We start from the raw sequence: 20,381 nt of genomic DNA, 5'->3' as shown, positions 1-20,381 counted from the left end.
GTCAGATGTCCTTGATCTCGGTGGCGGTGGTGACGTCGCGCAGGTCGAACGCGGCGGTCTGGCGGGGGTCGTTGCGGGTGGCGTTGCCGTCGTGGTCGACGAAGTACAGCGACGGCGGTGCGGACGCCTTGGGGGCCTTGAGGTCGCTGTCGACGCTGATGACGACGGGGTCGCCGTCGATGTGGCCCTTGGGCGGCTCGACGGTGATGCGGACGACGAGGGCGCCCTTCTTGCCGTGCTCGTTGACGGCGGACAGCAGCTCGTGGAACTCGGCGCTGATCTCCTCGTGCGCTCGGCCGGCGAGGTGCTGGACGAGGAACGCGGCGAACTCGGCGGGCTCGGTGACTTGTTGATCGGTGCTGGTGGTCATGCTGCGGTGGCTCCTTGCGTGGTGGTGGCCGGGCAGGTGGCCCGGTGGCTGATGGAGGTGTCGGCGACGAATGCGGGGACGTCGCGGCCGTGGACGGGGCCGAGGCGGGCGCCGCAGAGGTAGCAGGCGTAGCCAGCCCGCGGGGGCCGGATGCGGCGCAGTCGGCCGGTGGGGTCCGCGGGGTCGGGTTCGAGGCCGGAGTCGACGAACAGGGCGCCGATCATGGTCTGCCGGGCGCTCACGCTGCGGCCGCCTTGCTGCGCTTGCGGTTGGCCTGCCGCTGTGCCGCCCTCGCTGTGCGGCACGCGTCGTCGACCGGCTCGCCGTTGCGGATGTGTCGCTCGTACGCGGCCGCGGTGCCGCAGGGCGCGGGTTCGCGGCCGTCGGAGCGCTGCCGGGTGGCGCGCCGCTGGGCGGCGGCGAGGCGTACGCGCTCGGTGGAGGTGAGGCCGCCTCGGATGCCGGAGCGGCGGTCGCGGTTGTGGCCGTCCTCTTCGGCGAGGGCGGCGGCGAGGCAGCGGTCGCGGACCGGGCAGACGGCGCAGAACGCCTTGGCTGCGGCCACGGCCCGCCCGTCACGCTCGTTGCTCGGGAACATGGTCGTCGGGCTGATGCTGCGGCAGGCGGCGAGCTGCTGCCAGGGGGTGCCGTCGGCGGCGAGCGCCAGGCTCGGGCGCGGGCGGAACGCCGTACGGGGGCCGGTCACCGGGCCACCGCCGGAAGTTCGGGCCAGGCGACCCCGTCAAGCGCGCGGCGGTGTGTCGGAGGGAGATCGGCGAGCGGGTAGCCAAGCCAGTCCAGGCCCATCGCGACGAGGACGTACGCGTCGGCCTGGTCGTAGCGGCCGGGGCCCTCGCAGGGCACGCCGTAGGTGTCCTGCACGGCCGTGCGCACGAGGCCCTTGACCTGCTGCGCGGTGAGCTTGTGGCCGACCTCGTCCTTCCAGCGGGCCCGGCCGGTGGCGTAGATGGTGCGGGAGTCGGGCGGCACGACGGCGACCGGGATGCCGCGGCGGCAGGCGTCGCAGCGGATCATCCACCGCAGGGCGGCCATCTCGTCGTGTCCGCGCTGGAGCGCGCTGCCGTACGAGGGCCCCTCGATGACGACGAGGTCGGCGCGCCGGTAGAACGTGGCGGTCGTCTCGACGAGGTGCAGTAGGCGGTCCTCGGCGCGGCGGGTGCCGGTGCGGATGGTGTCGGTCCAGCCCGGTCCGGCGACGCCGCTGGTGACGAGGGCCATGTCGAGGCCGATGACGGAGGGCCGGGGCCCGGCTGCCCGCGGCGTTGGGGCCGGGGCGGCGGGGCGCAGGTCGAAGAGGGCGGTCACATGTCCCCCTGGGTGGTGGTGTGGCAGGTCCAGCAGGTGCGGGTGCCGTCGAGGTGAAGGGCGTGGGCCTCGGTGCGGGCGCACTCGGGGCACCAGGCGCGGGCGGTGGGCTCGCTGTCCGGGTAGGGGCTGGCGGGCGCGGGCCGGGGCGCGCGGTGGGCGCCGGTCGGCTGGAGGGCGCGGCGGGCCTGCACCGCGAGGACGGCGAGGCCGAACGGGCCGAGCCCGACGAGGAGCGCGAGGACGTCGGTGTTCACTGCTCACCTCGCTGGTGTGGGATGAGCGGCCACTCGGTGCGCACGCCGGCGGCCTGGTGCTCTTTGCCGGGCGTGCGGCGGAAGTAGTCCGCGAGCGATTCGGCTTGCTGGTGGGCCCACTCGACTTGCTGGGCGTGCAGGTCGGGCAGCGGCATGGCGGCGATGCGCGGGTAGCGGGTGGCGATCCGCCACGCGACCCGGCAGGCGGCAACCGCGTCCGCGTCCGCGCTGTGCGCGCCGTCGAGCGCCACTTCGTAGTGCGCGCAGAGGTCGGTCAGGGTCCGGCCGCCGCGCCGGTAGGTGTCGACGGCCTTGTCGAGGACGCGGGGGTCGACGACGATCGGCGGGGCGATGGCGGTGAGGGGCTCGATGCCGTGGCGGCGGGCCTCGCGGTCGAGGATCGTCAGGTCGAACGAGGCGTTCATGGCCACGATGGGAATGCCCTCGCGGGCGACCTGGCCGAGCGCGGCGACGAGTTGCTCGACGACCTCCGGGGCCGGGCGGCCTTCGGCGCGGGCGCGCTCGGTGGTGATGCCGTGGATCTTCGCGGCGCCCTCGGGGATTTCGATCCCGGGGTCGGCGAGCCAGTTCGCCACGGCGGTGGGTTGCCCGGCGCCGACCTGTACCACGCAGGCGGTGACGATGCGGTCGGCCTCGACGTCGACGCCGGTGGTCTCCAGGTCGAAGCCGCACAGGCGGCCCGTGTGCCAGCTCACTGGCCACCGCCGGTGCGCTCGTCGTAAATCCGGCGCCCGAGATTGTCGAGGGTCTCCGACTCGCCGGTTTCGTTCTGCACGCGCTGCCCGAGCATCCGGGCATTGCCCAGCTCGTAGCTGATCTGCTGGAGGCGGGCGGGCGTGGTCCGCGGGTCGAGGATCTCGTCGCGGTACGACTCGGCGGAGCGCTGGGGCGCGTCGGTGCCGCGCTCGATCCGGTCGGCGTCCGGGTCCTTGTCGTGCGTTGGGGTCAGGCCGAATGACAGCAGCAGCGTCCGCAGCGCGACGGACTGCGCCTTGGTTGTGCTCTTGTCCGCGGTGTCGAGAGCCTCGCCCATCGTCTGGAGGGTGAAGGTGTCGCCCATGGGGCCCATGACCGTCCAGGTGACGAGGACGGAGCACTCCCGCATCTTGCCGCCGTTCTTGGTGGTCTTCTCGCCGTACGTGGCCTCCACCTGGGTCGGCATGATGTTGATGCCGTGCTTCAACGTGACCGGGCCGAACACGTTGACCACGGTGTCGACGCCGCGGAAGTTGAAGCGCGTGCCGGACTGGTTGTACAGCTCGCCCTTTCCGATGGCGCGGATGTCGCGGCGGACTCGCAGCCAGGCGACGGCGACCGGCACCATGTCCGGGTCGTCGTCCCCGGGCTCGTAGTCGGCCATCGGGTCGGGCGCCGGGGTGAAGTCCTCGGCGGCGGGCCGCTCGTCGGCCGCGGTCTCCTCGGTGCGGCCGGCGGCCGTCTTCGCGCGCTCAGCGAGCGTCGTCATGCTGCGTGCTCCTCACGGACGGAACGGGGGATGCTGATCTGGCGGTAGGTGCGGTCCTCGACGCAGTCCGCGTACGCCTCGGGCCAGCGCTCGGCGAGCCGCTCGGTGTCGGTCCACTGCTTGGTGCGTTCGTCGAGCGCCACGTAGGTGCGCTCCAGGACGGTGGCGGCCTCGGCGCCGCCGAGGCCGGCGAGGATGCGGGCCTTGGCGGCCTTCTTCCGCTTCTCGGCGGCCACGAGGTCGGCGTGCGCGTCGAGGTAGTCGCCGATGGCGTCCTGCGTGTCGACGTCGCGGGTGATGTCGACGGCCCCGGCCCGGTTGGGGTGCAGCTGCTCGTAGAGGTCGAGCAGGACGTCCGGGTCGGCGTCGTGGTCGAGGACGGGCGGGCGGCGGTCGAGGATCTGCTGCCAGGCGCGGGCTCCGGCGGCGCGCAGGTCGGCGATCAGGTCGGCGTGGTCGCGGACCCGGATCACGTACTGCCGGTAGTCGTTGCCGCCGATCAACACCGCGGCGTGGATGTGGTCGTAGCCGCAGACGTCGGCCTGGTGGAGGGTCTGCGCGAGGACGTCGTCCGCGACGCCCGCCCGGAACGCGGACGCCTTCATCTTGTCGCGGCACTTGATCTCGACGGCGCACCGCTCGTTGGCGTCGGCGAGCGGGCACTTCAGGACGCGCCGGTCCAGGGTGCACATCTGCCACGGGCGGTCGATGTTGGCGACGAGGCCGACGCGGCGGATGACGGAGCGGTTGCGGCGGGCCCATTCGCGGGCGACGGTCTCCTCGATCGCGCGGCCCCACAGGGCGGGCTCGGAGTCGTCGTTCTCCAGGGGGAGGCCGCCGGTCTTGTCGTGGTAGACGGACAGGGCGTTGCCGTAGCGGGAGATGCCGAGGATGGCGGCCATGTCGCTGGAGCCGAGGCCGCCGCGGCGCGCGCGGAGCCAGTCGGCGCGGTCGGCGTCGGCGGGGAGGATGAGGCGGCCGGTCGGTGTGACCCGGCGGCCGGCGGCCGGGGCCGAAGCCCCGGCCTGCGCGGTCGTTGTCATCCGAGCACCACCCCCAGGACCGCGGCGAGCGCGGCGAGGGGCAGCATGCAGCTGACCCCGGCGGCGGGCGCGCTGTCGTACGAGGCCCGGTCCTGCACGTCGCGCAGGTCGCGGCCCATGCCGTCCTGCCGGGGGCGGCGCCACTCGCCGCCGAACGTGCTGGGGCGGTCGCTCATGCCTCGGCCTCCGGGTCGTACTCGGGGGCGACCTCCAGCGGCGTGACGACGTAGCCCGTGACGACGTAGCCCGTGGCGGTCTCGTCACCGGCGTCGACCTGGACCACGACGAGCTCGTGCGGCTCGTGCGGCTCCTCCGGGTCGTCCTCGTCGCCGAGCCAGTCGAAGATGAGCGCCGTGGTGGCCGGGTGCTCGTCGCTGAGCCGCTGCTCGCAGTGCTCCCGGGCAGCGGCCTCGGTGAGGTACAGGCCGAAGGGGATCGACTCGTGCTCGGCGCGGTACACGGTGAGCGGCCCGGAGGACGCAGCCGAGGCCACGGTGGCCGCGGCCAGAGCGAGCGTCGCGTGTACCTGCGCGGCCGCGCGCCGGTCCGGGTCGTCGTGGTAGTCGGCGAGGACGAGGAGGCGCTCGGCCTCGCGATAGTGCTCGGGCCCGTTCATCGGCCGCTGTCCTTCCGGGTGTTCGCGTGGGCCCTGCTGCGGGCCTGGTGGGTGTTGTGGGTGCGGACCCGGGTGCCGGAGTGCGACGTGCACAGGGCGCCCGCGGCAGCCCCGCAGTCGGGGCACGGCACGGCCAGCTGCGGCAGCTCCAGGGCCGGAGCCTCGTCGGGCGTCATCGACTGTCCTTCTGGGAGTTGAGGGTGTAGAAGCGGTCCGCGGGCGGGGTGTGGCGCTCCAGCCAGCCGAGCGCGGTGAGCGCTTCGAGGTCGTGGCGCGCGGTCGCACGCTGCGGTGCGGTCTCGGTGGCGCGGTAGATGCGGTGGACCTGGCCGGTGCGCCACTTCCCGCCCTCGGTGCGGATCAGGTTGAGGAGGCGGCCGAGGCGGCCGGTGAGTACGCGGGCCGCATGCCAGCCGGACAGCGGCTCCGGCGCGGGGGTGGGCTCGGACTGGGGCTGCTCGGCGGCCGGGCACGCGGTGGCGAGGTGGGACTGCCGGATCGTCTGCGACCGGGCGGCGGGGTGCTGGGTGCACTCCGGGACTGCGGTTCCCTCGGCGATCAGGCCGCACGGGGCCTGCGGGCAGGGGCAGTTGTCCTCGATGTCGTGGCCGTGCCAGTGGCGGCCGATGTGGCGCGGTGTGGTGGCGACGCGTCCGGCGTCGGCCTCGGCGAGGGTGCGCCCCGGGTCGGACTGGGGAGTGACCGCAGCCGCCACGGGGGCGGTGGTCTTCTCCTCGGCCGCGCGGCACACCGGGCACCGGTGGAACGCGTCTTCGCTGTCGTGACAGCGGTTGACGCACGAGCGGCAGAACTCGGTGTCGCCGTGGCGGGGATGCCTGTCCGGCCGCGTGTCGGCCTCGTCGAAGGGGTGGCGGCAGGCGGCGCACGCGGGAGTGGCCGCCGCTGCGGTGGTCGCGGTGGCCTTCTCTCCGTCCTCGTCCCCGTTCACGAGGCCGCGCAGCATGGTGGCCACGGCGCGCACCGCGTCGTCCCAGATCTCGTCGCGCTCGGAGGCGGCGGGTGTGGTCCCGTAGATGAACTCCTGCTCGGCGGCGTCAGCGCCCTCGCGCAGCACCTCGGCGCGGTACGCGTCCAGGCGCCGGTTGTACTCGGCGAGGTCCTCGTCGGTCTCAGCGATGACGAAGGGGTACAGCTCGTCGCGGACGCTCATGCCGCACCGCCCTCGGAGACCTGCGGGATGCCCCGCTCGGTCCGGAACTCGGCGATCGCCTTCTCGCAGCACACCGGCTCGCCCTCGACGCTGCGTTCGTCCTGCGTCATGGTCGGGTACTTGGCGATGGCTTCTGCGGTCAGCACCTCCCAGTCGTAGCCGCAGAACGAGCAGGTGTGCGTCTCGGTGAACCGCACCTCCACGGCGGCGACATTGTCGACGTGCCGCTTCACCGCGGCCGCGATCTCCTCGCACCGCTCGCGCACATCCCGCTCGGGATCGCTGCTCGCCATCCGGTCGGAGACGGACATCCACCCGAGGTCACCGAGGCGCCGCGGGGTGATGACGACCTCGAAGTCGTCACGGGTCGTCTTCTTCACGACGCCCTCCGATCCCGCTGCACCGGAAGCCCGATCGGCGACCGCCGCGCGGCCGCGCCGAGCTCGGCAGCCAACCGCCACGCCTCCGCGCGGGTCATGCGGGTCTCGGCCGCGTCCATGGCGGCCGCGTCCTCCACGTGCTCGACGAGCGCGTCCAACTCGCCCTCGCGCGGCGCCGCCAGGGCCTCGGCGAGCGCGTCGAGCTGCGCGATCACGTCCTCGCGGGAGTCCGGGTCGGCCCAGTGCTGCACGAGCTGCACGAGGGTGTCGGTGCGGATCTGGTCGACGCGCAGGACCACGGACAGCCAGTCCGCCGACGCGCGCGCAGAGAGCTGGGGGTTGCTGCTGAAGTTCTCAGGCATCAGCGTCTCCTCGGCGACCGGCTCCGCCCTGTGTGGCGATCCAGGCGTTCGCCTCAGCACGGGTGCGGAAGCTGCGGGCCCGGTGCTTACCGTTTTCCGCACGCCACCGCACCCGCCAGCCCGCAGCCGTGCGGCGTGAGTCGAACGGCAGCTGTGACAGCTGGCCACGGAGACCAGCGACCTCGGCTCGGAGGCGCGCGATCTCGGCATCTGCCTGGTCCAGGTCGGTCTCGCAGTCGGCCAGGTCGTCGGCCAAGTCCTTGGCACGCTCGCGGGCCGAAATCCAGGCAAGACGGAGTCGGTCAGTAGCCACGGCGGTGCCTCCTTTCGGCACGGCGCGCGACCCGTGCCTCGGCGAGGCGGTCCGGCACGTCGAACCCGAGGAACAGCCACGCGACGAGGAACAGCAGCGCGAGGACGAGCAGCCAGGAGATCGCGGTCACCGGACCTCACCGCCCGCGGGCTTGCCACAGATCCCGCAGATGTAGTAGCCGAGCGGCTCGTCCATCTCGCCCCGGGCCATGACCGTGGTGTGCGCGTGCTCGGGCTCCGGGTCCGTCGCAGCGGCCCGGAGGTCAGCCGCGAGCCGGTCCAGCCCGGCCCGCGCACGCTCCAGCGCCGACCCCTCCAGCTCAGCAACCCGGGCCTTCCAGCGGTTGCGGTCCGCCTCCATCTCGACCAGCTCACGCGTCCGCTCGGACAGCAACGCGCGGCTCTTGGCAGCCTGCTTCCCGTCCTCGGCGCGCCAGCGGATGAGCTTGGCCCGCTCCGCCTCCACGTCGGCGACCCGGGTCCGCAGCTCCTCCAGCTCCGCCGCGACCTCCGGCGACATCACCATCTGCGCCGACTCGACCGCCACCGCGATGCCCATCGGCGTCCGATGCCCCGACTCCTGCGCCCGCAGAATCACAGCCGCCAACCTCGACACCGCGCTCTCGCCCCGCTTCACGCCGCCACCCACTCAGCAGGCAGAACCGCGAGAGACACGTCCGGCGTCAGGTAGCCGATCAGCTCCACCTCGACGTCCCACACCGGCCCCCGGGTCCTCAGCCACGACGAGCCGGAGAAGTGGTGCCCAGTCGGCTCCGGCAGCGCGAGCGCCTGGCGCCAGACGTCGAACGCGGCCTGACGGTCGTCGTGAAGGGAGATCTCCAGCCGGTCGGGATAGATCGGGCTGATGTGGAAGGTGGCGCCGGGCAGGTGCGCCAGCGTCGTGTGCAGGTGGGACAGGAGCAGCACGGGGGCGCTCAGGTCCCGCACCTGCGGGATAGGGTTCGTCATCAGGTGATCCACTTCTCTCTCAGGGGTGGTGGATTGCTCAGGGGCTGCCGTGGACCAGGCCCGGTCCGGGCGGCCCCGCATTCGTGTGAGGTTCAGGCGCTTGCGGCCAGCTGGTCGCGCTCAGCGAGCCAGCGCTTCACCACGGCGAGGTCGAACCGGCGCACCCGCTTCTTCGCGCCGGTGGCCTGGACCTCTTCGACGGGCAGCCCCGCCTTGATCCACTGGAGGACCGTCCAGTCCGAGATCTGGTAGTACGTCTCCAGCTCGGGCTGCGTCAGCAGCGGGACGAGACCGGCGGGCAGAGCCACGACGCGGTCAGCCTTCGTGGGCATGAGTACTTGACCTTTCGATTGTCGAAGTCGAACGTGTGGGCATGCGGAAAAGCGTGTGGATTCGAACGTCGAGCCCTTCGGTGATGAGCCACGCTGTCCGCAGCTCACACCGATCGCGTGCCGTGTGTCCGGTGCTCGTGAGGCGGCCGATGGCCGATGCGCTGACTCCGCGGCCGCCCGGGTCGACCGTGCGGGTCTTCTCGGCTAGTTCGGCGAGCGTCAGTTTCTGCCGCTCCAGCTCATCGCGGAGTGGCTGGCCGTCGCTCTTGCGGAGCAGCTTGGGCATGGGCGCCTCGTGCGGTCGGTGGGCGTGTGGCGCCTCGGGGGTGAAGCGCTGCGACATTTCTACAATCGAAGTCGAGTGGTTGTCAACGCGTGATTCCGAGGGGTTCCGGGTCGTCCCTGGTGGTCGATCGCGATTCTCGGACGTGCGTTCCATTCTGGAGGCGGGGCGTCGGCCACGGCGCGCGACGGGAAGGTCACGCGCCGCGTTATGTTCAAGCCAGCGATCTACTTTTACTTGCTTCTGTCGAAGCCCAGAGGGCAATCTATGTTCCTGTGGAGAACGAGGAGCATCATCCCGAGACCTTCGCGCAGATCCTCGCTCGCCTGAAAGACGAGTACGGCGTCAGTGACACCGAGATCGCGCGACGGACAGGCCTGCACGTCTCCACCGTCAACACCTGGGTGCACGGGAAGCGCACCCCTCGACCGGCGGCCGTGCGTGCCCTGGCTGAGGCTTTCCCGAAGTTCCCGCTGGATGCCCTCGCGGCGGCCGCTCAGCAGTCCGTTCCGCCCCCGCTGGAGCCCGATTCGAAGCAGCGCCTCCTCGACCTCTTCGAGAAGCTCACCGAGGAGCAGCGAGAGCTCCAGGAGATCCAGATCCAGGCGGTTGTGCGGCGCAACCAACAGGGTGCCTCGTGAGTCTCAGCATCCGGAGTTGACTACTCCCCGTGCTGACGCGCCGTCACCAGCAAGAACATCCGTAACGCTGGTCGCCGATCCGCTCACCGCGAGGTACTGTCACCCATACGGCTGAAGACCTCCCCCTTCGGCATTCTGACCGAATTGCCATGCGTGTGGGGGGACTTATGTGCGTCACAGTCCGATTCGAGTCGGGCACCCGTATCGAGCCGTGGGACCCCACCGAGCGCACCATCACCGTGCCCGCCGGCCTCAGCCCGCTGCTCACAGTCACCGCAGTACGTGCCGTTCTGGCCGAACTCTGCATCTCGCAGCCTCCGTTCGAGGCACTCTGCTTCTGCGGGGAGACCATCGAGACTCTCCCCCGCGTACCCGAGCAGAGGAGCACCCAGGTGGTGAGCAATGCCCCGTAGAGCAGCCAACAACCCGCGGCAGGTCCGCAGCAAGACTTGCGGCTGCAAGCTATGCCTCACGGCATACCCGCCAGAGAGCCACGGCGAGCGCAAACCGCGCCGAGACTGCCTCGGCGCCTGGCAGGCGCGATACCGCGACCCCACTGGCCGGCAGACAGCCAAGAACTTCACCATCGCCAAAGGCGGTAAAGCGGCAGCCGAAGCCTTCCTCGACGAAGTCCGTACCGCAGTGCGACAACGTACCTACCGTGACCCGGACCGCGGGAAGATCACGGTCACCAAGTGGTGGGACGAGTGGTGGGACGTCGAGCAGAAGAAGGTGGCTACCACCACCCGCAACCGCAAACTCGGCCTGTGGACCAAGTACATCAGGCCGAAGTGGGGTGACTGGCGCCTTCTTGACCTGGAGTACATGGCGCTGCAGAAGTGGCTCACGCACGAGCTGAAGGGCTGGGAGACCCAGAAGAAGACGAAGGAGATCCTCGTCGCCCTCCTGGACGCGGCCATCAAGGATGGTGAGCGCATCACCACGAACCCGGCCGCGCACCTGGAGGTGACGGCAACCCGACAGACGAAACACCCCGATGACGCGAAACCTCCCACCGCCGAGCAGTACGCGCTGATCCATGCTGCTCTGCCGGTCTACTACCAGCGCGTCTTCCGGGATTTCGCGTACGAGACCGGAATGCGGCCGGGGGAGGTGGCCGGCGCCCGGCGTCACTGCCTCGATGAGGAGGAGCGCGTCCTGTACATCAAGGAGATCCTCGTCTTCGACTCAGGCAGGCTCCTCCGGCAGGAGCGTCCGAAAACGGAAGCCGGGTACCGTGCGGTGCCCCTGACACCCACAGCGTGGGACGCAGTGCAGTGGATGATCGAGCACTGGAAACCGGCCCGGACGAGGTCTGCGGTGGGGGACGGCACGGCACTGCATGTCGAGGAGCTCCTCTTTCGCGGACCGCGCGGCGCCGCGCTGAACATCAACAACCTTCGGCGGCCTTGGCGGAAGGCGTGTGATCAGGCCGGCGTGTCTCGCAAGGTGGTGAACCCCGAGACAGGGCAGCCGGAATGGTGGCCGAGACCGTACGAGTATCGGCACGACGTCACGAGCCGTCTGCACCACCAGGGCGTGAAGGAGGTGGACGCTCAGCGGTTCCTCGGGCAGAAGCGTGGTGCAAAGGTGACGTGGATCTACACCCACGAGAGCGAAGGAGCTCGCGAGGCGGTGCGGGCAGCGTTGACCAGCACGGGAGGGGCCGGTAGTGGACTCCGAGCCGTCGAGTGATCATTCCGGAGTGGCGTCCACAAAGAGTCCACACGCACCCCCCGGAGCTGCTCGGAATCGCTCGGGTTGGCACGCACACCAGGCGGCCCGGCAAGCAATGACAGCTCGGAATCACTCGGAACCACCAGGAACCCCTAGTGTTTTCGATCTAAGCCCTTACAAAGCAGATGTCGGCGGTTCGAAACCGTCCGCGCCCACCACGAGAACGGCCCCGCCGCCCCGCGCGGCGGGGCCGTGCGCGACCTCTCCCGTCCGCGCCGACCGCGCCCGCCTCTCCTCGGGGCGGCCGAGCCGGACAGCGCGCCGGTGCGTCTGCCCCCAAAGCGACCGCGTGGCAGCCAGACCTTCGACGGTTTCGCGATGTCGCGATGGGTCCGGCCGTCTCCGCCAGTCTGTACGTGTGCCGTGGGGTCCGACGACCTCACGGCAACCCGCAACTGCCGCTTTCAGAGGGAAGCTGATGTCCGACACCACCTGCCACATGTCGATCTCGCTCGACGGCTTCGTCGCCGGACCCGAGCAGAGCCGAGACGATCCGCTGGGCAAGCGCGGCCAGGAGCTGCACAGCTGGCACATCGGAGACCCGCGCGCGACCGAAGCCGACGAGACGGCCAACAGCCGGCTGATGCGCCCGCGTGGCGCCTACGTCATGGGCCGAAACATGTTCGGGCCGGTCCGGGGCGAGTGGAACGGGACATGGGACGGATGGTGGGGACCCGAGCCCCCCTACCACGCCCCGGTCTTCGTGCTCACTCACTACGCCCACGAGCCGATCGCGATGGAGGGAGGGACCACCTTCCACTTCGTCACCGAAGGTTTCGACGCCGCGTACGCGCAGGCGCTCGACGCCGCGGACGGCAGGGGGGTGGACATCGCCGGTGGCGCTTCGACGGTTCGACAGGCACTCCACGCCGGCGTGATCGATGAACTCACCCTCGACATCGCGCCCGTCCTGCTCGGCAGCGGCGAGCGCCTGTTCGACGGCGTCGAGACCTTCGGCTTCGAGCCCGTCGAGGTGCTTGACTCGCCGCTGGCCACGCATATCCGCTACCGCAGACGCGACGCCGGCTGAGCAGCGACCCGGCCTTCTCGCGTCTCGATCGCGGATCTCCCCACGATCAGCCGGCTCCTTGAGCAACCGGGGAAGGCGACCTGCGCGGTCGCCGTCCCTGTGACGGGTACCGGCAGGAGGGTGGCGTCCCGGCCGGCGGAGAGACGCGCTCCAGCGCCGGCCGATCTGGTTCTGGGCGTGGTGCGCGACTGCCCGCAGCGGCGCGGCCGGCAGGGTCCCGAGCACGGGATGCACGACCGCGCCCGCCCTGGAGGACGGCTGAGGCAGCCGCCACCGCCGGGACGGCGGCGGCAGATTGCCGCCGATGCGCTCTCCTTGGCGCGTCGTCGGTCCGCACGGCATACCCGGAGCCGGGGCATACCGACCGCGGTCCCAGGACCCACGCGCAGCGCGCCCGTCTGGACGGGAGGTCCCCGAGGCACGCCCGTCGCTCCCCGAGCCACCCGCCGCCTTCGCCGCTCGGCAGGAGGCTCGCGACCAGCGGGAGAAGTCTCAACCGGCGCCGCGCTCAGAAGCCGTGGCCTCGGGGGGATCCGCGCGGCCTCGGGGTGGGGACCTCCGGGCCGGGTGAACGTGCGGGCGGCCGGCCGCGTGTTCTCCTCGGGGGCGGTCTCCGGCAGCACGGCCGGTGCGCCCGGGCCCGGGAGGACTCCATGGAACGTGAAGTGGGACGTGACGGGGCTTCGCCCCTGGTGCTCGATCTGATGGCGCGCTGCCCGCATCTGGAGCGCGAGGCGCTCAACTCGGGGCCCGCGGCCACCCTCGTGGACGTGGCGGGCGTCGAGGCGTGGGCGGTGTCGGACCCGGCGGTGCTGGGGCCGCTGCTGACCGACAGCCGGGTGTCGAAGGACCCGAACCGCGGCTGGCCGGCCTTCCGGCGCGGGGAGATCGTGGGCACCTGGGCGCTGGAGCCGTGGGTGGGCGTGCACAACATGCTCTGCCGGGACGGCGCGGACCACCGCCGCCTGCGGTCCGTGATGAGCAGCGCGTTCACCCCGCGCCGTATCGCCGCCCTGGTGCCCCGCGTCGAGGCCATCGCCGCGGAACTGCTGGACGCGATGGCTGAGTTGCCCACCGACCGCCCGGTCGACCTGCGCGAACACTACGCCTACCCGCTGCCGATGCGGGTGATCGGCGAGCTGCTCGGGCTGCCCGGGCAGGCGGCGCGCCCGGAGTTCCGGGCCATCGTGGACGGCGTCTTCGCCAGCCACCTCACCCCGGAGGAGTCGCACGCGAACCTCAGGGCCTTCCGCGAGACGCTCGACGGCATGCTCGAAACGAAACGCGCCGAGCCGGGCGACGACCTGACCTCGATGCTGGTGGCCGCACACGACAGCGGCGAGGAGGGCGGGTCGCTCGACGACCGGGAGCTGACCGACACCTTCTCCATCGTCTTCGGGGCCGGTTACGAGACCACGGTGAACCTCCTCGACACCGCCGTCACGGGCCTGCTCGACCACCCCGCCCAGCTGGCGCGCGTCCGCTCGGGCGAGGTCGCCTGGAGCGAGGCCGCGGAGGAGGCGCTGCGTTTCGAGGCGCCCATCCCGTATCTGCCGCTGCGCTACGCCCTGGAGGACATCGAGCTGGCAGACGGTACGGTCATCCCGGCGGGCGGTCCGATCCTCGCGGCCTTCGGGGCCGCGGGCCGCCATCCGCGCGCCCACGGCCCGACGGCGGACGCCTTCGACATCACCCGGCCCGACAAGAGGCACTTCTCCTTCGGCCACGGAGCGCACTTCTGCCTCGGCGCGCCCCTCGCCCGCGCGGAGGCGGCTGCCGCCCTCCCCGCGCTGTTCGAGCGCTTTCCCCAACTGGCCCTCGCGGTCCCCGCCGAGGAGCTCGAACCGGTGGGCAGCATCGTCTCCAACGGCCACCGGGCGCTCCCCGTGTGGCTCGCGGGACCGCCCCGCTGACGCGGCTCCGCCGGCGCGCCTGTCACAGCTCCGTCACCGAGTGCCGTCCGGCGCGGTTTTGGGGTTCCCACGGGGGCGTCTCCTCTCTACCGTCGAGGGAACGGAACGAGCAGGAGGAGGTGGGGATCGTGGCACTCGTCGACATCGCAGTAGCGGTCATCACCACGGGGCCTGCGTACCTCACGGTCCTTCTGGCCCTGCGCAACAACAACCGTGCACGAGCGCGGCGTTGCTCGGAGTGCTCCGAGTGCGCCACCAGGCGTGAGCCCGGTGGCCGAGAGCAGCGGAGCCGCTCGGACGGTGCGATGAAAACCTGGGCGCTCGCCGCTTGACCGTACGCGCCCACCGGGACGCTCGATCCCGTGGACGAGCACACGAGGGGCCCCGCCGTCCCGGCGGGGCCCCTCGTCCGGTGTCAGCGTGCGGTGGTGTCGAGGGTGATCCAGGTGTCGGGGGGCAGGTCGGGGCGGCCGGGGACCGGGCGGTGTTCCTCGGCCCACGCGGTGCCCGCCGTCTCGGTGGCGACGCGCCGCCAGAAGGCCGCGGCCGCGGTGTTGGCGTCCTGGAAGGCGATCTCCCAGGGGCCCGGGTGGCGCGCGATGACCTGGCGGGCCGCGTACAGGCCGACGCCCGCCCCGCGGGCGCCGCGTACGACGAAGAAGCTGTTCAACACCCGCGGGGCGGCGGTGAGGTTGCGGACGAACGCGAAGCCGGCCGGGGAGGCGCCCGTGGTCACCAGGTAGGGCGCCCAGTCGGCGCGGGTGAACGCGGCGTCGAGGCGCTCGCTCCTGAAGGTGCCGTCCGGGTACGGCAGCGCGCCGTCGAACTGGGACATGTCGTGGCGGAACAGCAGCCAGAGGCGGTCGACCAGCGGTCGGTCGGCCCCGGTCGCGAGGCGCACGGACGCCGGGACCGGCGCCGGTCCAGGGACGGGCACGGGTTCGTCGGGCATGGGCGTCCTGCCTCTCAGTGGATCTCTGCGGATCTCAGCGGATCCCCGTGGGGCTGTGCAGATTCCCGTGGGGCTGTGCGGGGTCGCGGCACACCGGGGCGGCCGGGGGAGGGGGCGGCCGGGGGCCGGGCACGAGAAAGCCTCCACGGTGCGGGGCCCGGCCCGGCGGATGGCGGTGTGCGTCGTTCGTTCCGCGCAAACTATCAGGCCCGCGCGGGCCGTCGGGCCACGGGCCGTCTGCCAGAATCGGCGGATGGCTGAACGCGCGACCGACCAGGGGTACCTGCTGGACAACGGGCAGGCGGAGGCGGGCGTGCGCTTCGGCGCGCTGGCCGAGCTGTTCGACCCGGTGACGTTCCGGCACGTCGACGGGGTCGGCATCGGTGCCGGGATGCGCTGCTGGGAGGTGGGGGCCGGAGGCACGTCCGTACCGCTCGGGCTCGCCGAGCGGGTCGGGCCCCGTGGCGCGGTGGTCGCCACGGACATCGACGTGTCGTGGACGCGGGACGCCGCGGGCGGTGTGATCGAGGTGGTGCGCCACGACGTCGCGGCCGACCCGCCGCCCGGGGGCGGCTTCGACCTGGTGCACGCCCGGCTGGTCCTGGTGCACGTGGCGGACCGCGCGGAGGCGCTGCGGCGGATGGCAGGCGCGCTGCGGCCCGGCGGGTGGCTCCTCGTCGAGGACGCCGACCCGTCGCTCCAACCCCTGCTCTGCCCCGACGAGTCGGGCCCCGAGCAGCGGCTCGCCAACCGGCTGCGTGCCGGGTTCCGCACGCTGATGGCGGGGCGGGGCGCCGACCTGGCGTACGGGAGGACCCTGCCGAGGGCGCTGCGCGAGGCGGGGCTCGGCGGGGTGCGGGCCGACGCGTACTTCCCGATCACCTCGCCCGCGTGCGCCGTCCTGGAGGACGCGACCGTGCGGCAGATCCGCGGCCGCCTGGTGACGGCGGGGCTCGCGACGGACGAGGAGATCGACCGCCACCTGGCGAACGTCGCCGCCGGCCGGCTCGACCTGGCCACCGCCCCGCTGGTCTCCGCCTGGGGGCGCAGGGAGTAGCCGCAGGGGTGCCCGCGAGGCCGGCCGTGTCCGCCCCCGTGCGGGCGATCCGCCGTGTCCTGACGGAGGCTCTCGCGTTGGGGAGGGCATGACCTCCACACGACGTATCGTCACTTTCCTCGCGCTCGCCGCCGGCGCCACCGGCATCGGCGTTTCGACGGCCTCCACGGCCTCGGCGGTCGGTCCGCTGGTGCAGCCGCAGTCGATCAGCGTGGCCGACACCGTCGACGACCTGTCGACCGCCTCCGTGCCCGCGGACCAGAAGGCGCAGGTCCCGACCGCCACCCAGCAGCTCCAGGGCCTTGGCCAGCTCCAGCAGCTGCACCAGCTGACGGACCTGGCCGCGCCCGTGACCGGGCTGCTGCCGAGCCTCCAGTAGGACGCCAGGCAGGCGGTCGCCATCCGGCGCCGGTGTCCGCGCCCCCGCAGCACAGGGGCGCGGGCACCGGCGCCGCGCCGTGTGCCGGCCTCGCGGTGCCCCTGGTCCTCTGCCCTGCGACGGCGCAGGGACATCGGGCCGCAGGGCGAGGAGGCCAGCGGCGGTCGGTCTGAAGCCGCAGGTCTCCGTGGAGAAGGGCCGCAGACGGGCCTCGAAGCCGACGTGGAGCCGCTCGCAGCCCGCCGCGCGCGCCTCGCGGGCCGCGGCCGCCATGAGCGCGGCGCCGACGCCCTGCCGCCTGAGGTGCCGCGCCACCACCGTGTCCAGGGCGAACGCGTGTGCGCCACCGTCCCAGGCGACGTTGACGGAGCCGACCAGGGCGCCGGACTCCCGGGCGCAGACCCAGTCGAGGCTGTGGCGGGAGAGCTGTCCGCGCCAGTCGGTGTCGGCGGGCGGGCCGCCGAAGCCCTCGGCATGCAGGAGGTTGAGAGCGTCGTGCCGAAGGCGCCGCGCCATGCACAGGTGAGGGGCGTCACCGGATCGTACGGGCCGCGTGCGGCACACGGCACCAGCCCCGTCTCCGCCGGCCTCGGGCTTTGCGTTTCCACAGTTGTGGACTTACCTTTGTCCACAAGTGAGGACACGTGTGAGGGTGCGTGTGAGGGCGCGCCTCGCGCGGCCGTGACGCATCAGTGAGGACGTTCCATGACCATTCCCCGGCGCACGGTCGGCGGCCTGGCGGTCGGCGCGGTCGGCTACGGCGCGATGAGCTTCGCCCGCCCTTACGGACAGGGGCAGTCGGATGTCGGCGACGACACCGCGGATGCACTCGTCGGGCGGGCGATCGAGCTGGGCGCGACGATGATCGACACCGCCGACATCTACGGCGACAGCGAGGAGCGCATCGGCAAGGCCGTCGCCGGCCGCCGTGAACAGGTCGTCGTGGCCACCAAGTTCGGCATCGTACGGGCCGCCGCCGGCGGAGAGTCCCCGATCATGAACGGCCGGCCCGCGTACGTCCGCGAGCGGATCGAGCGCTCGCTCTCCCGGCTCGGCACCGACCATGTCGACCTGTACTACTACCACCGGATGGACCCGGACGTCCCGATCGAGGAGACGGTCGGCGCGATGGCCGAGCTCGTCGCCGAGGGCAAGGTGCGCCACCTCGGGCTGAGCGAGGCCGCCCCCGACACCATCAGGCGCGCCCACGCCGTCCACCCGATCGCCGCGGTCCAGACCGAGTGGTCGCTGTGGTCGCGCGACATCGAGCGGGAGGTCGTGCCGCTCGCCCGGGAGCTCGGCATCGGTGTCGTGCCGTACAGCCCGCTGGGGCGGGGGATGCTGACCGGCACGATCGCCTCCTTCGACGACCTGCCCGCGGACGACTACCGGCGCACGATGCCGCGCTTCGCCCGCGACGCGTTCGAGGCCAACCTCGCGGCCGTGCAGGTGGTCAGGGAGGTCGCGGCGGCCCACGGGGCCGCGCCGGGACAGGTCGCGCTCGCCTGGCTGCTCGCGCAGGCGCCCGACGTCGTGCCGATCCCCGGCACGCTGCACGTCTCGCGGCTGGAGGAGAACGCGGGCGCCGCGCACCTCGACCTCACGGCTGCGGAGACCGCGCGCCTCGACGCCCTGCCGGTCGTGGGGGAGCGCGAGACGCGCTTGGACGAGAACTGGTCGTACGGCGTCACGCCGCCCCCGCGCTGAGCGGCGGGCGCCCCGGAGGCTACTTTGCGGCGGGCGGCGCCACCGCCACGGCGTTCAGGGCCTTGGTGAGGAACTCGGCGAGGACCTCGGGGTCGCCGTCCGCGAGGGCGCTGTTGTGCAGGACGTTGCGCATGAACTGCACGCCCGTGCAGATCGCGACGAGCACCGCGGCGCGGGAGGCCGCGTGCGGACCTTCGAGCGCGTCGGCGAGCTCCTGCTGGAAGTTGCGCTCCAGGCTCTCCCGCATGATCTCGGCGGCGCGCTCGCTCGACGCGGAGCGCAGCGTGAGCAGCATCCCGTCCTGGTGGGCCCGCGTGGGGTCGGTGAGCAGCGAGCGGGCGGTCTCCGCGTTGGCCTCGGGCGTCATCATCAGGTGCCCGGCGTAGGCGTCGGCCACGACCCGGGTGAACAGCAGTTCCTTGGAGCCGAAGTACCGGCCGATCAGCCGCGGGTCGACACCGGCGAGGCCGGCGATCTCCCGCATGCCCGCCGCGTCGTACCCGGAGCGGGTGAAGACCTCGCGGGCTGCGTCCAGGATGGCCTGCTTGGTGGCGGCCGAGTCCCGTTTGCGGGGCGGCCGGCCCGGGGCGGCGGATGCGTCGGTCACCCGTTCAGGATAGGGAACGCGCGCCCCGGCCCCATGCCTGGCCGGGGCGCGTGGGGCGGCTACGCGGCACCCGCGTCCCGCGGGGCGGCTGCGTGGGTGTCGTAGCGCCAGAACGGGCGTACGGCCAGGGCTCCCGCGATGACCAGGACGATGCAGAGCATCGCGCTGCCCGACCAGGCGATGCCGAGCGAGGTCGTGGCGGCCATGGCGCCCGCGCGCAGGTCGCCCAGGCGGGGGCCGCCCGCGACGACCACGGTGAAGACGCCCTGCATACGGCCGCGCATCTCGTCGGGCGCATACGTCTGGAGGATGGTCTGCCGGTACACGGAGCTGACGAGGTCGGCGGAGCCCGCGACGGCCAGCAGCAGCACGGCGAGCCACAGGGTGTGGGCGAAGCCCGCCAGCGTGATGGCGATGGCCCAGCCGGTGACCGCGCAGGTCAGCGCCACGCCCTGGCGCCTGATCCGGCCGATCCACCCGCTGCACAGGCCGCCGACGACGGAGCCGATGGCGATCGACGCGTACAGCAGGCCGACGCCGCCGTGGAAGCGGGCCGCGGCCGCCTCGGGGAACAGGGCGCGCGGCATCGCGAGGACCATCGCCGCGATGTCGAGGCCGAAGGACATCAGCAGCACCGGGTTGCCGCCGATGAAGCGGAGGCCGTCGAAGACCGCGAGGAGGCCGCGCCGCGCCGAGTCGCCGACCGGCTTGATGGACGGCAGCCGGAACGTCGAGTAGAGCGAGATGGTGAACAGCAGCGCGTCGGCGCCGTACGCGTACGCGAAGCCGTGCGGGAGGTCGACGAGGACGCCCGCGACCAGCGGGCCCGCGACCTGGCCGACGTTGCCCACGGTGAAGTTGAGGGTGTTGGCGGCGGGGACCAGCTCGCGCGGCACGATCCGCGGGATGATCGCGCCCCGCGTCGAGGACGAGGTGGCGAAGCCCGCGCCCTGCACGGCGACCAGCGTCAGGATCAGCGGCACCGAGCGCAGGTCGAGGAGCGTCTGGAGCAGCAGGGCGAGCGTCACCGCCCAGGTCACGAGGGACGACCACAGGTAGAGCTTGCGCCGGTCGACCCGGTCCGCGATGGCGCCGCCGTACAGGCCGAAGACGACGATCGGGACGAATCCGGCGAGGCCTGCGAGCCCCACGTAGAACGACGAGTGCGAGAGGGCGTAGATCTGGACCGGGATGGTGACGCCCGTCACCATCGTGCCGATGAACGAGGCGCCCTGGCCGACCAGGACGCGGCGGTACACCGGTATCGCGAGGGGGCGGGTGTCGAGGGCGACCTGGCGGAGTCTGCTGGTCCTGCCCTCGCCCCGGCGGGCCTCCTGTTCGGTCTCCTTCGGGCTGTCGGTCGAGGTCACCGCGGGGCCGTGCCCGTGGTCCGCGGGAGGGGGGACGCCGTGGAGGCGGCGCGTCGGCCGGGGTCCCGTCGCGGCTCCGCG

At 72.4% G+C, this 20,381-nt stretch carries 31 protein-coding genes and 1 pseudogene; 8 read left to right on the top strand and 24 right to left on the bottom strand.

Going from position 1 to position 20,381, the window contains the following annotated elements; translation table 11 throughout:
• Position 1 precedes the first annotated feature (1 nt).
• The 20 genes from ABEA77_RS07090 to ABEA77_RS06995 form a co-directional block, all read right to left on the bottom strand.
• Positions 2-370, bottom strand: coding sequence for a hypothetical protein (locus ABEA77_RS07090; RefSeq protein ID WP_345642755.1), 369 nt, complete (start codon positions 368-370; stop codon positions 2-4).
• The gene (locus ABEA77_RS07085; RefSeq protein ID WP_345642752.1) at positions 367-612 is read right to left on the bottom strand and encodes a hypothetical protein; all 246 of its coding nucleotides are present in this window, start codon (positions 610-612) and stop codon (positions 367-369) included. Before ABEA77_RS07085 ends, ABEA77_RS07090 begins: the two co-directional genes overlap by 4 nt.
• Complete coding sequence (locus ABEA77_RS07080) at positions 609-1,076, bottom strand: WhiB family transcriptional regulator (RefSeq protein WP_345642749.1); 468 nt, start codon at positions 1,074-1,076, stop codon at positions 609-611. Before ABEA77_RS07080 ends, ABEA77_RS07085 begins: the two co-directional genes overlap by 4 nt.
• A complete protein-coding gene (locus ABEA77_RS07075; protein ID WP_345642747.1) occupies positions 1,073-1,696 on the bottom strand; it encodes a hypothetical protein in 624 nt (207 codons plus the stop codon). Before ABEA77_RS07075 ends, ABEA77_RS07080 begins: the two co-directional genes overlap by 4 nt.
• Entirely contained in the window at positions 1,693-1,953 is a 261-nt protein-coding gene (locus tag ABEA77_RS07070) for a hypothetical protein (protein ID WP_345642744.1), read from the bottom strand. Before ABEA77_RS07070 ends, ABEA77_RS07075 begins: the two co-directional genes overlap by 4 nt.
• Entirely contained in the window at positions 1,950-2,669 is a 720-nt protein-coding gene (locus ABEA77_RS07065) for a 3'-5' exonuclease (protein WP_345642742.1), read from the bottom strand. The genes ABEA77_RS07070 and ABEA77_RS07065 overlap by 4 nt, the downstream gene beginning before the upstream one ends.
• The gene (locus tag ABEA77_RS07060) at positions 2,666-3,439 is read right to left on the bottom strand and encodes an ERF family protein (RefSeq protein ID WP_345642739.1); all 774 of its coding nucleotides are present in this window, start codon (positions 3,437-3,439) and stop codon (positions 2,666-2,668) included. Before ABEA77_RS07060 ends, ABEA77_RS07065 begins: the two co-directional genes overlap by 4 nt.
• Positions 3,436-4,482 carry a YqaJ viral recombinase family nuclease gene (locus ABEA77_RS07055; protein ID WP_345642736.1) on the bottom strand — a complete coding sequence of 349 codons (1,047 nt, stop codon included), beginning with the start codon at positions 4,480-4,482 and terminating at the stop codon, positions 3,436-3,438. The genes ABEA77_RS07060 and ABEA77_RS07055 overlap by 4 nt, the downstream gene beginning before the upstream one ends.
• Positions 4,479-4,658, bottom strand: coding sequence for a hypothetical protein (locus tag ABEA77_RS07050; RefSeq protein WP_345642734.1), 180 nt, complete (start codon positions 4,656-4,658; stop codon positions 4,479-4,481). The genes ABEA77_RS07055 and ABEA77_RS07050 overlap by 4 nt, the downstream gene beginning before the upstream one ends.
• On the bottom strand, positions 4,655-5,098 hold the full coding sequence (locus tag ABEA77_RS07045; protein ID WP_345642731.1) for a hypothetical protein: 444 nt from the start codon (positions 5,096-5,098) through the stop codon (positions 4,655-4,657). Before ABEA77_RS07045 ends, ABEA77_RS07050 begins: the two co-directional genes overlap by 4 nt.
• On the bottom strand, positions 5,095-5,274 hold the full coding sequence (locus ABEA77_RS07040) for a zinc finger domain-containing protein (RefSeq protein WP_345642728.1): 180 nt from the start codon (positions 5,272-5,274) through the stop codon (positions 5,095-5,097). The genes ABEA77_RS07045 and ABEA77_RS07040 overlap by 4 nt, the downstream gene beginning before the upstream one ends.
• Positions 5,271-6,269, bottom strand: a complete 999-nt coding sequence (locus tag ABEA77_RS07035; protein WP_345642725.1) for an RING finger protein — start codon at positions 6,267-6,269, stop codon at positions 5,271-5,273. Before ABEA77_RS07035 ends, ABEA77_RS07040 begins: the two co-directional genes overlap by 4 nt.
• On the bottom strand, positions 6,266-6,649 hold the full coding sequence (locus ABEA77_RS07030; RefSeq protein ID WP_345642722.1) for a hypothetical protein: 384 nt from the start codon (positions 6,647-6,649) through the stop codon (positions 6,266-6,268). The genes ABEA77_RS07035 and ABEA77_RS07030 overlap by 4 nt, the downstream gene beginning before the upstream one ends.
• Entirely contained in the window at positions 6,646-7,011 is a 366-nt protein-coding gene (locus ABEA77_RS07025; RefSeq protein WP_345642720.1) for a hypothetical protein, read from the bottom strand. The genes ABEA77_RS07030 and ABEA77_RS07025 overlap by 4 nt, the downstream gene beginning before the upstream one ends.
• Positions 7,004-7,324: a hypothetical protein gene (locus ABEA77_RS07020; RefSeq protein WP_345642717.1), complete on the bottom strand. Its 321-nt coding sequence runs from the start codon at positions 7,322-7,324 to the stop codon at positions 7,004-7,006. Before ABEA77_RS07020 ends, ABEA77_RS07025 begins: the two co-directional genes overlap by 8 nt.
• Entirely contained in the window at positions 7,314-7,454 is a 141-nt protein-coding gene (locus ABEA77_RS07015; RefSeq protein ID WP_345642715.1) for a hypothetical protein, read from the bottom strand. The genes ABEA77_RS07020 and ABEA77_RS07015 overlap by 11 nt, the downstream gene beginning before the upstream one ends.
• Positions 7,451-7,930: a hypothetical protein gene (locus ABEA77_RS07010; RefSeq protein WP_345642713.1), complete on the bottom strand. Its 480-nt coding sequence runs from the start codon at positions 7,928-7,930 to the stop codon at positions 7,451-7,453. The genes ABEA77_RS07015 and ABEA77_RS07010 overlap by 4 nt, the downstream gene beginning before the upstream one ends.
• A gap of 26 nt (positions 7,931-7,956) precedes the next feature.
• Entirely contained in the window at positions 7,957-8,292 is a 336-nt protein-coding gene (locus tag ABEA77_RS07005; protein ID WP_345642711.1) for a hypothetical protein, read from the bottom strand.
• Between the two features lie 92 nt (positions 8,293-8,384).
• The gene (locus tag ABEA77_RS07000) at positions 8,385-8,624 is read right to left on the bottom strand and encodes a hypothetical protein (RefSeq protein WP_345642709.1); all 240 of its coding nucleotides are present in this window, start codon (positions 8,622-8,624) and stop codon (positions 8,385-8,387) included.
• The gene (locus ABEA77_RS06995) at positions 8,608-8,910 is read right to left on the bottom strand and encodes an XRE family transcriptional regulator (protein ID WP_345642706.1); all 303 of its coding nucleotides are present in this window, start codon (positions 8,908-8,910) and stop codon (positions 8,608-8,610) included. Before ABEA77_RS06995 ends, ABEA77_RS07000 begins: the two co-directional genes overlap by 17 nt.
• Before the next feature lie 272 nt (positions 8,911-9,182).
• Here ABEA77_RS06995 and ABEA77_RS06990 point away from each other — a divergent pair, with 272 nt between their 5' ends.
• The 5 genes from ABEA77_RS06990 (at position 9,183) to ABEA77_RS06970 (ending at position 14,228) form a co-directional block, all read left to right on the top strand.
• Complete coding sequence (locus tag ABEA77_RS06990) at positions 9,183-9,548, top strand: helix-turn-helix domain-containing protein (RefSeq protein ID WP_345642703.1); 366 nt, start codon at positions 9,183-9,185, stop codon at positions 9,546-9,548.
• A gap of 167 nt (positions 9,549-9,715) precedes the next feature.
• The gene (locus tag ABEA77_RS06985; RefSeq protein ID WP_345642701.1) at positions 9,716-9,961 is read left to right on the top strand and encodes a hypothetical protein; all 246 of its coding nucleotides are present in this window, start codon (positions 9,716-9,718) and stop codon (positions 9,959-9,961) included.
• Positions 9,951-11,243 (top strand): site-specific integrase, encoded by a 1,293-nt coding sequence (locus ABEA77_RS06980; protein WP_345642699.1) that lies wholly within the window; start codon positions 9,951-9,953, stop codon positions 11,241-11,243. Before ABEA77_RS06985 ends, ABEA77_RS06980 begins: the two co-directional genes overlap by 11 nt.
• Positions 11,244-11,703: 460 nt before the next feature.
• Complete coding sequence (locus ABEA77_RS06975; protein WP_345642697.1) at positions 11,704-12,315, top strand: dihydrofolate reductase family protein; 612 nt, start codon at positions 11,704-11,706, stop codon at positions 12,313-12,315.
• 653 nt (positions 12,316-12,968) lie between these two features.
• On the top strand, positions 12,969-14,228 hold the full coding sequence (locus tag ABEA77_RS06970) for a cytochrome P450 family protein (RefSeq protein WP_345642694.1): 1,260 nt from the start codon (positions 12,969-12,971) through the stop codon (positions 14,226-14,228).
• A gap of 415 nt (positions 14,229-14,643) precedes the next feature.
• On the opposite strand, the gene ABEA77_RS06965 is transcribed toward ABEA77_RS06970, so the two are convergent.
• Positions 14,644-15,180: a GNAT family N-acetyltransferase gene (locus tag ABEA77_RS06965; protein ID WP_345642691.1), complete on the bottom strand. Its 537-nt coding sequence runs from the start codon at positions 15,178-15,180 to the stop codon at positions 14,644-14,646.
• Between the two features lie 253 nt (positions 15,181-15,433).
• On the opposite strand from ABEA77_RS06965, the gene ABEA77_RS06960 reads away from it, so the two are divergent.
• The gene (locus ABEA77_RS06960) at positions 15,434-16,237 is read left to right on the top strand and encodes a class I SAM-dependent methyltransferase (RefSeq protein ID WP_345642689.1); all 804 of its coding nucleotides are present in this window, start codon (positions 15,434-15,436) and stop codon (positions 16,235-16,237) included.
• A gap of 88 nt (positions 16,238-16,325) precedes the next feature.
• Positions 16,326-16,616, top strand: a complete 291-nt coding sequence (locus ABEA77_RS06955; RefSeq protein ID WP_345642686.1) for a hypothetical protein — start codon at positions 16,326-16,328, stop codon at positions 16,614-16,616.
• A 276-nt stretch (positions 16,617-16,892) separates the two neighbouring features.
• Here ABEA77_RS06955 and ABEA77_RS06950 read toward each other — a convergent pair.
• Positions 16,893-17,132, bottom strand: a pseudogene (locus tag ABEA77_RS06950) (GNAT family N-acetyltransferase); the annotation flags it as partial.
• 189 nt (positions 17,133-17,321) lie between these two features.
• On the opposite strand from ABEA77_RS06950, the gene ABEA77_RS06945 reads away from it, so the two are divergent.
• Positions 17,322-18,323 (top strand): aldo/keto reductase, encoded by a 1,002-nt coding sequence (locus tag ABEA77_RS06945; RefSeq protein ID WP_345642684.1) that lies wholly within the window; start codon positions 17,322-17,324, stop codon positions 18,321-18,323.
• Positions 18,324-18,342: 19 nt separating this feature from the next.
• Here ABEA77_RS06945 and ABEA77_RS06940 read toward each other — a convergent pair whose 3' ends face one another.
• Together ABEA77_RS06940 and ABEA77_RS06935 are read right to left on the bottom strand one after the other, a co-directional pair.
• On the bottom strand, positions 18,343-18,930 hold the full coding sequence (locus tag ABEA77_RS06940) for a TetR/AcrR family transcriptional regulator (RefSeq protein ID WP_345642681.1): 588 nt from the start codon (positions 18,928-18,930) through the stop codon (positions 18,343-18,345).
• A 59-nt stretch (positions 18,931-18,989) separates the two neighbouring features.
• On the bottom strand, positions 18,990-20,300 hold the full coding sequence (locus tag ABEA77_RS06935; RefSeq protein WP_345642680.1) for an MFS transporter: 1,311 nt from the start codon (positions 20,298-20,300) through the stop codon (positions 18,990-18,992).
• Positions 20,301-20,381 lie beyond the last annotated feature (81 nt).

It is taken from the genome of Streptomyces tremellae (assembly GCF_039540215.1).
In the GTDB taxonomy this organism is placed as follows: Bacteria; Actinomycetota; Actinomycetes; order Streptomycetales; family Streptomycetaceae; genus Streptomyces; species Streptomyces tremellae.
This window is presented reverse-complemented; position numbering and strand designations above follow the sequence as displayed.

Coding starts and splice junctions, on each gene's coding strand:
- ABEA77_RS07090 (WP_345642755.1), bottom strand. CDS start 370: ATGACCACCAGCACCGATCAACAAGTCACCGAGCCCGCCGAGTTCGCC.
- ABEA77_RS07060 (WP_345642739.1), bottom strand. CDS start 3,439: ATGACGACGCTCGCTGAGCGCGCGAAGACGGCCGCCGGCCGCACCGAG.
- ABEA77_RS07055 (WP_345642736.1), bottom strand. CDS start 4,482: ATGACAACGACCGCGCAGGCCGGGGCTTCGGCCCCGGCCGCCGGCCGC.
- ABEA77_RS07050 (WP_345642734.1), bottom strand. CDS start 4,658: ATGAGCGACCGCCCCAGCACGTTCGGCGGCGAGTGGCGCCGCCCCCGG.
- ABEA77_RS07045 (WP_345642731.1), bottom strand. CDS start 5,098: ATGAACGGGCCCGAGCACTATCGCGAGGCCGAGCGCCTCCTCGTCCTC.
- ABEA77_RS07040 (WP_345642728.1), bottom strand. CDS start 5,274: ATGACGCCCGACGAGGCTCCGGCCCTGGAGCTGCCGCAGCTGGCCGTG.
- ABEA77_RS07035 (WP_345642725.1), bottom strand. CDS start 6,269: ATGAGCGTCCGCGACGAGCTGTACCCCTTCGTCATCGCTGAGACCGAC.
- ABEA77_RS07025 (WP_345642720.1), bottom strand. CDS start 7,011: ATGCCTGAGAACTTCAGCAGCAACCCCCAGCTCTCTGCGCGCGCGTCG.
- ABEA77_RS07005 (WP_345642711.1), bottom strand. CDS start 8,292: ATGACGAACCCTATCCCGCAGGTGCGGGACCTGAGCGCCCCCGTGCTG.
- ABEA77_RS07000 (WP_345642709.1), bottom strand. CDS start 8,624: ATGCCCACGAAGGCTGACCGCGTCGTGGCTCTGCCCGCCGGTCTCGTC.
- ABEA77_RS06995 (WP_345642706.1), bottom strand. CDS start 8,910: ATGCCCAAGCTGCTCCGCAAGAGCGACGGCCAGCCACTCCGCGATGAG.
- ABEA77_RS06985 (WP_345642701.1), top strand. CDS start 9,716: ATGTGCGTCACAGTCCGATTCGAGTCGGGCACCCGTATCGAGCCGTGG.
- ABEA77_RS06980 (WP_345642699.1), top strand. CDS start 9,951: ATGCCCCGTAGAGCAGCCAACAACCCGCGGCAGGTCCGCAGCAAGACT.
- ABEA77_RS06975 (WP_345642697.1), top strand. CDS start 11,704: ATGTCCGACACCACCTGCCACATGTCGATCTCGCTCGACGGCTTCGTC.
- ABEA77_RS06970 (WP_345642694.1), top strand. CDS start 12,969: ATGGAACGTGAAGTGGGACGTGACGGGGCTTCGCCCCTGGTGCTCGAT.
- ABEA77_RS06965 (WP_345642691.1), bottom strand. CDS start 15,180: ATGCCCGACGAACCCGTGCCCGTCCCTGGACCGGCGCCGGTCCCGGCG.
- ABEA77_RS06960 (WP_345642689.1), top strand. CDS start 15,434: ATGGCTGAACGCGCGACCGACCAGGGGTACCTGCTGGACAACGGGCAG.
- ABEA77_RS06955 (WP_345642686.1), top strand. CDS start 16,326: ATGACCTCCACACGACGTATCGTCACTTTCCTCGCGCTCGCCGCCGGC.
- ABEA77_RS06945 (WP_345642684.1), top strand. CDS start 17,322: ATGACCATTCCCCGGCGCACGGTCGGCGGCCTGGCGGTCGGCGCGGTC.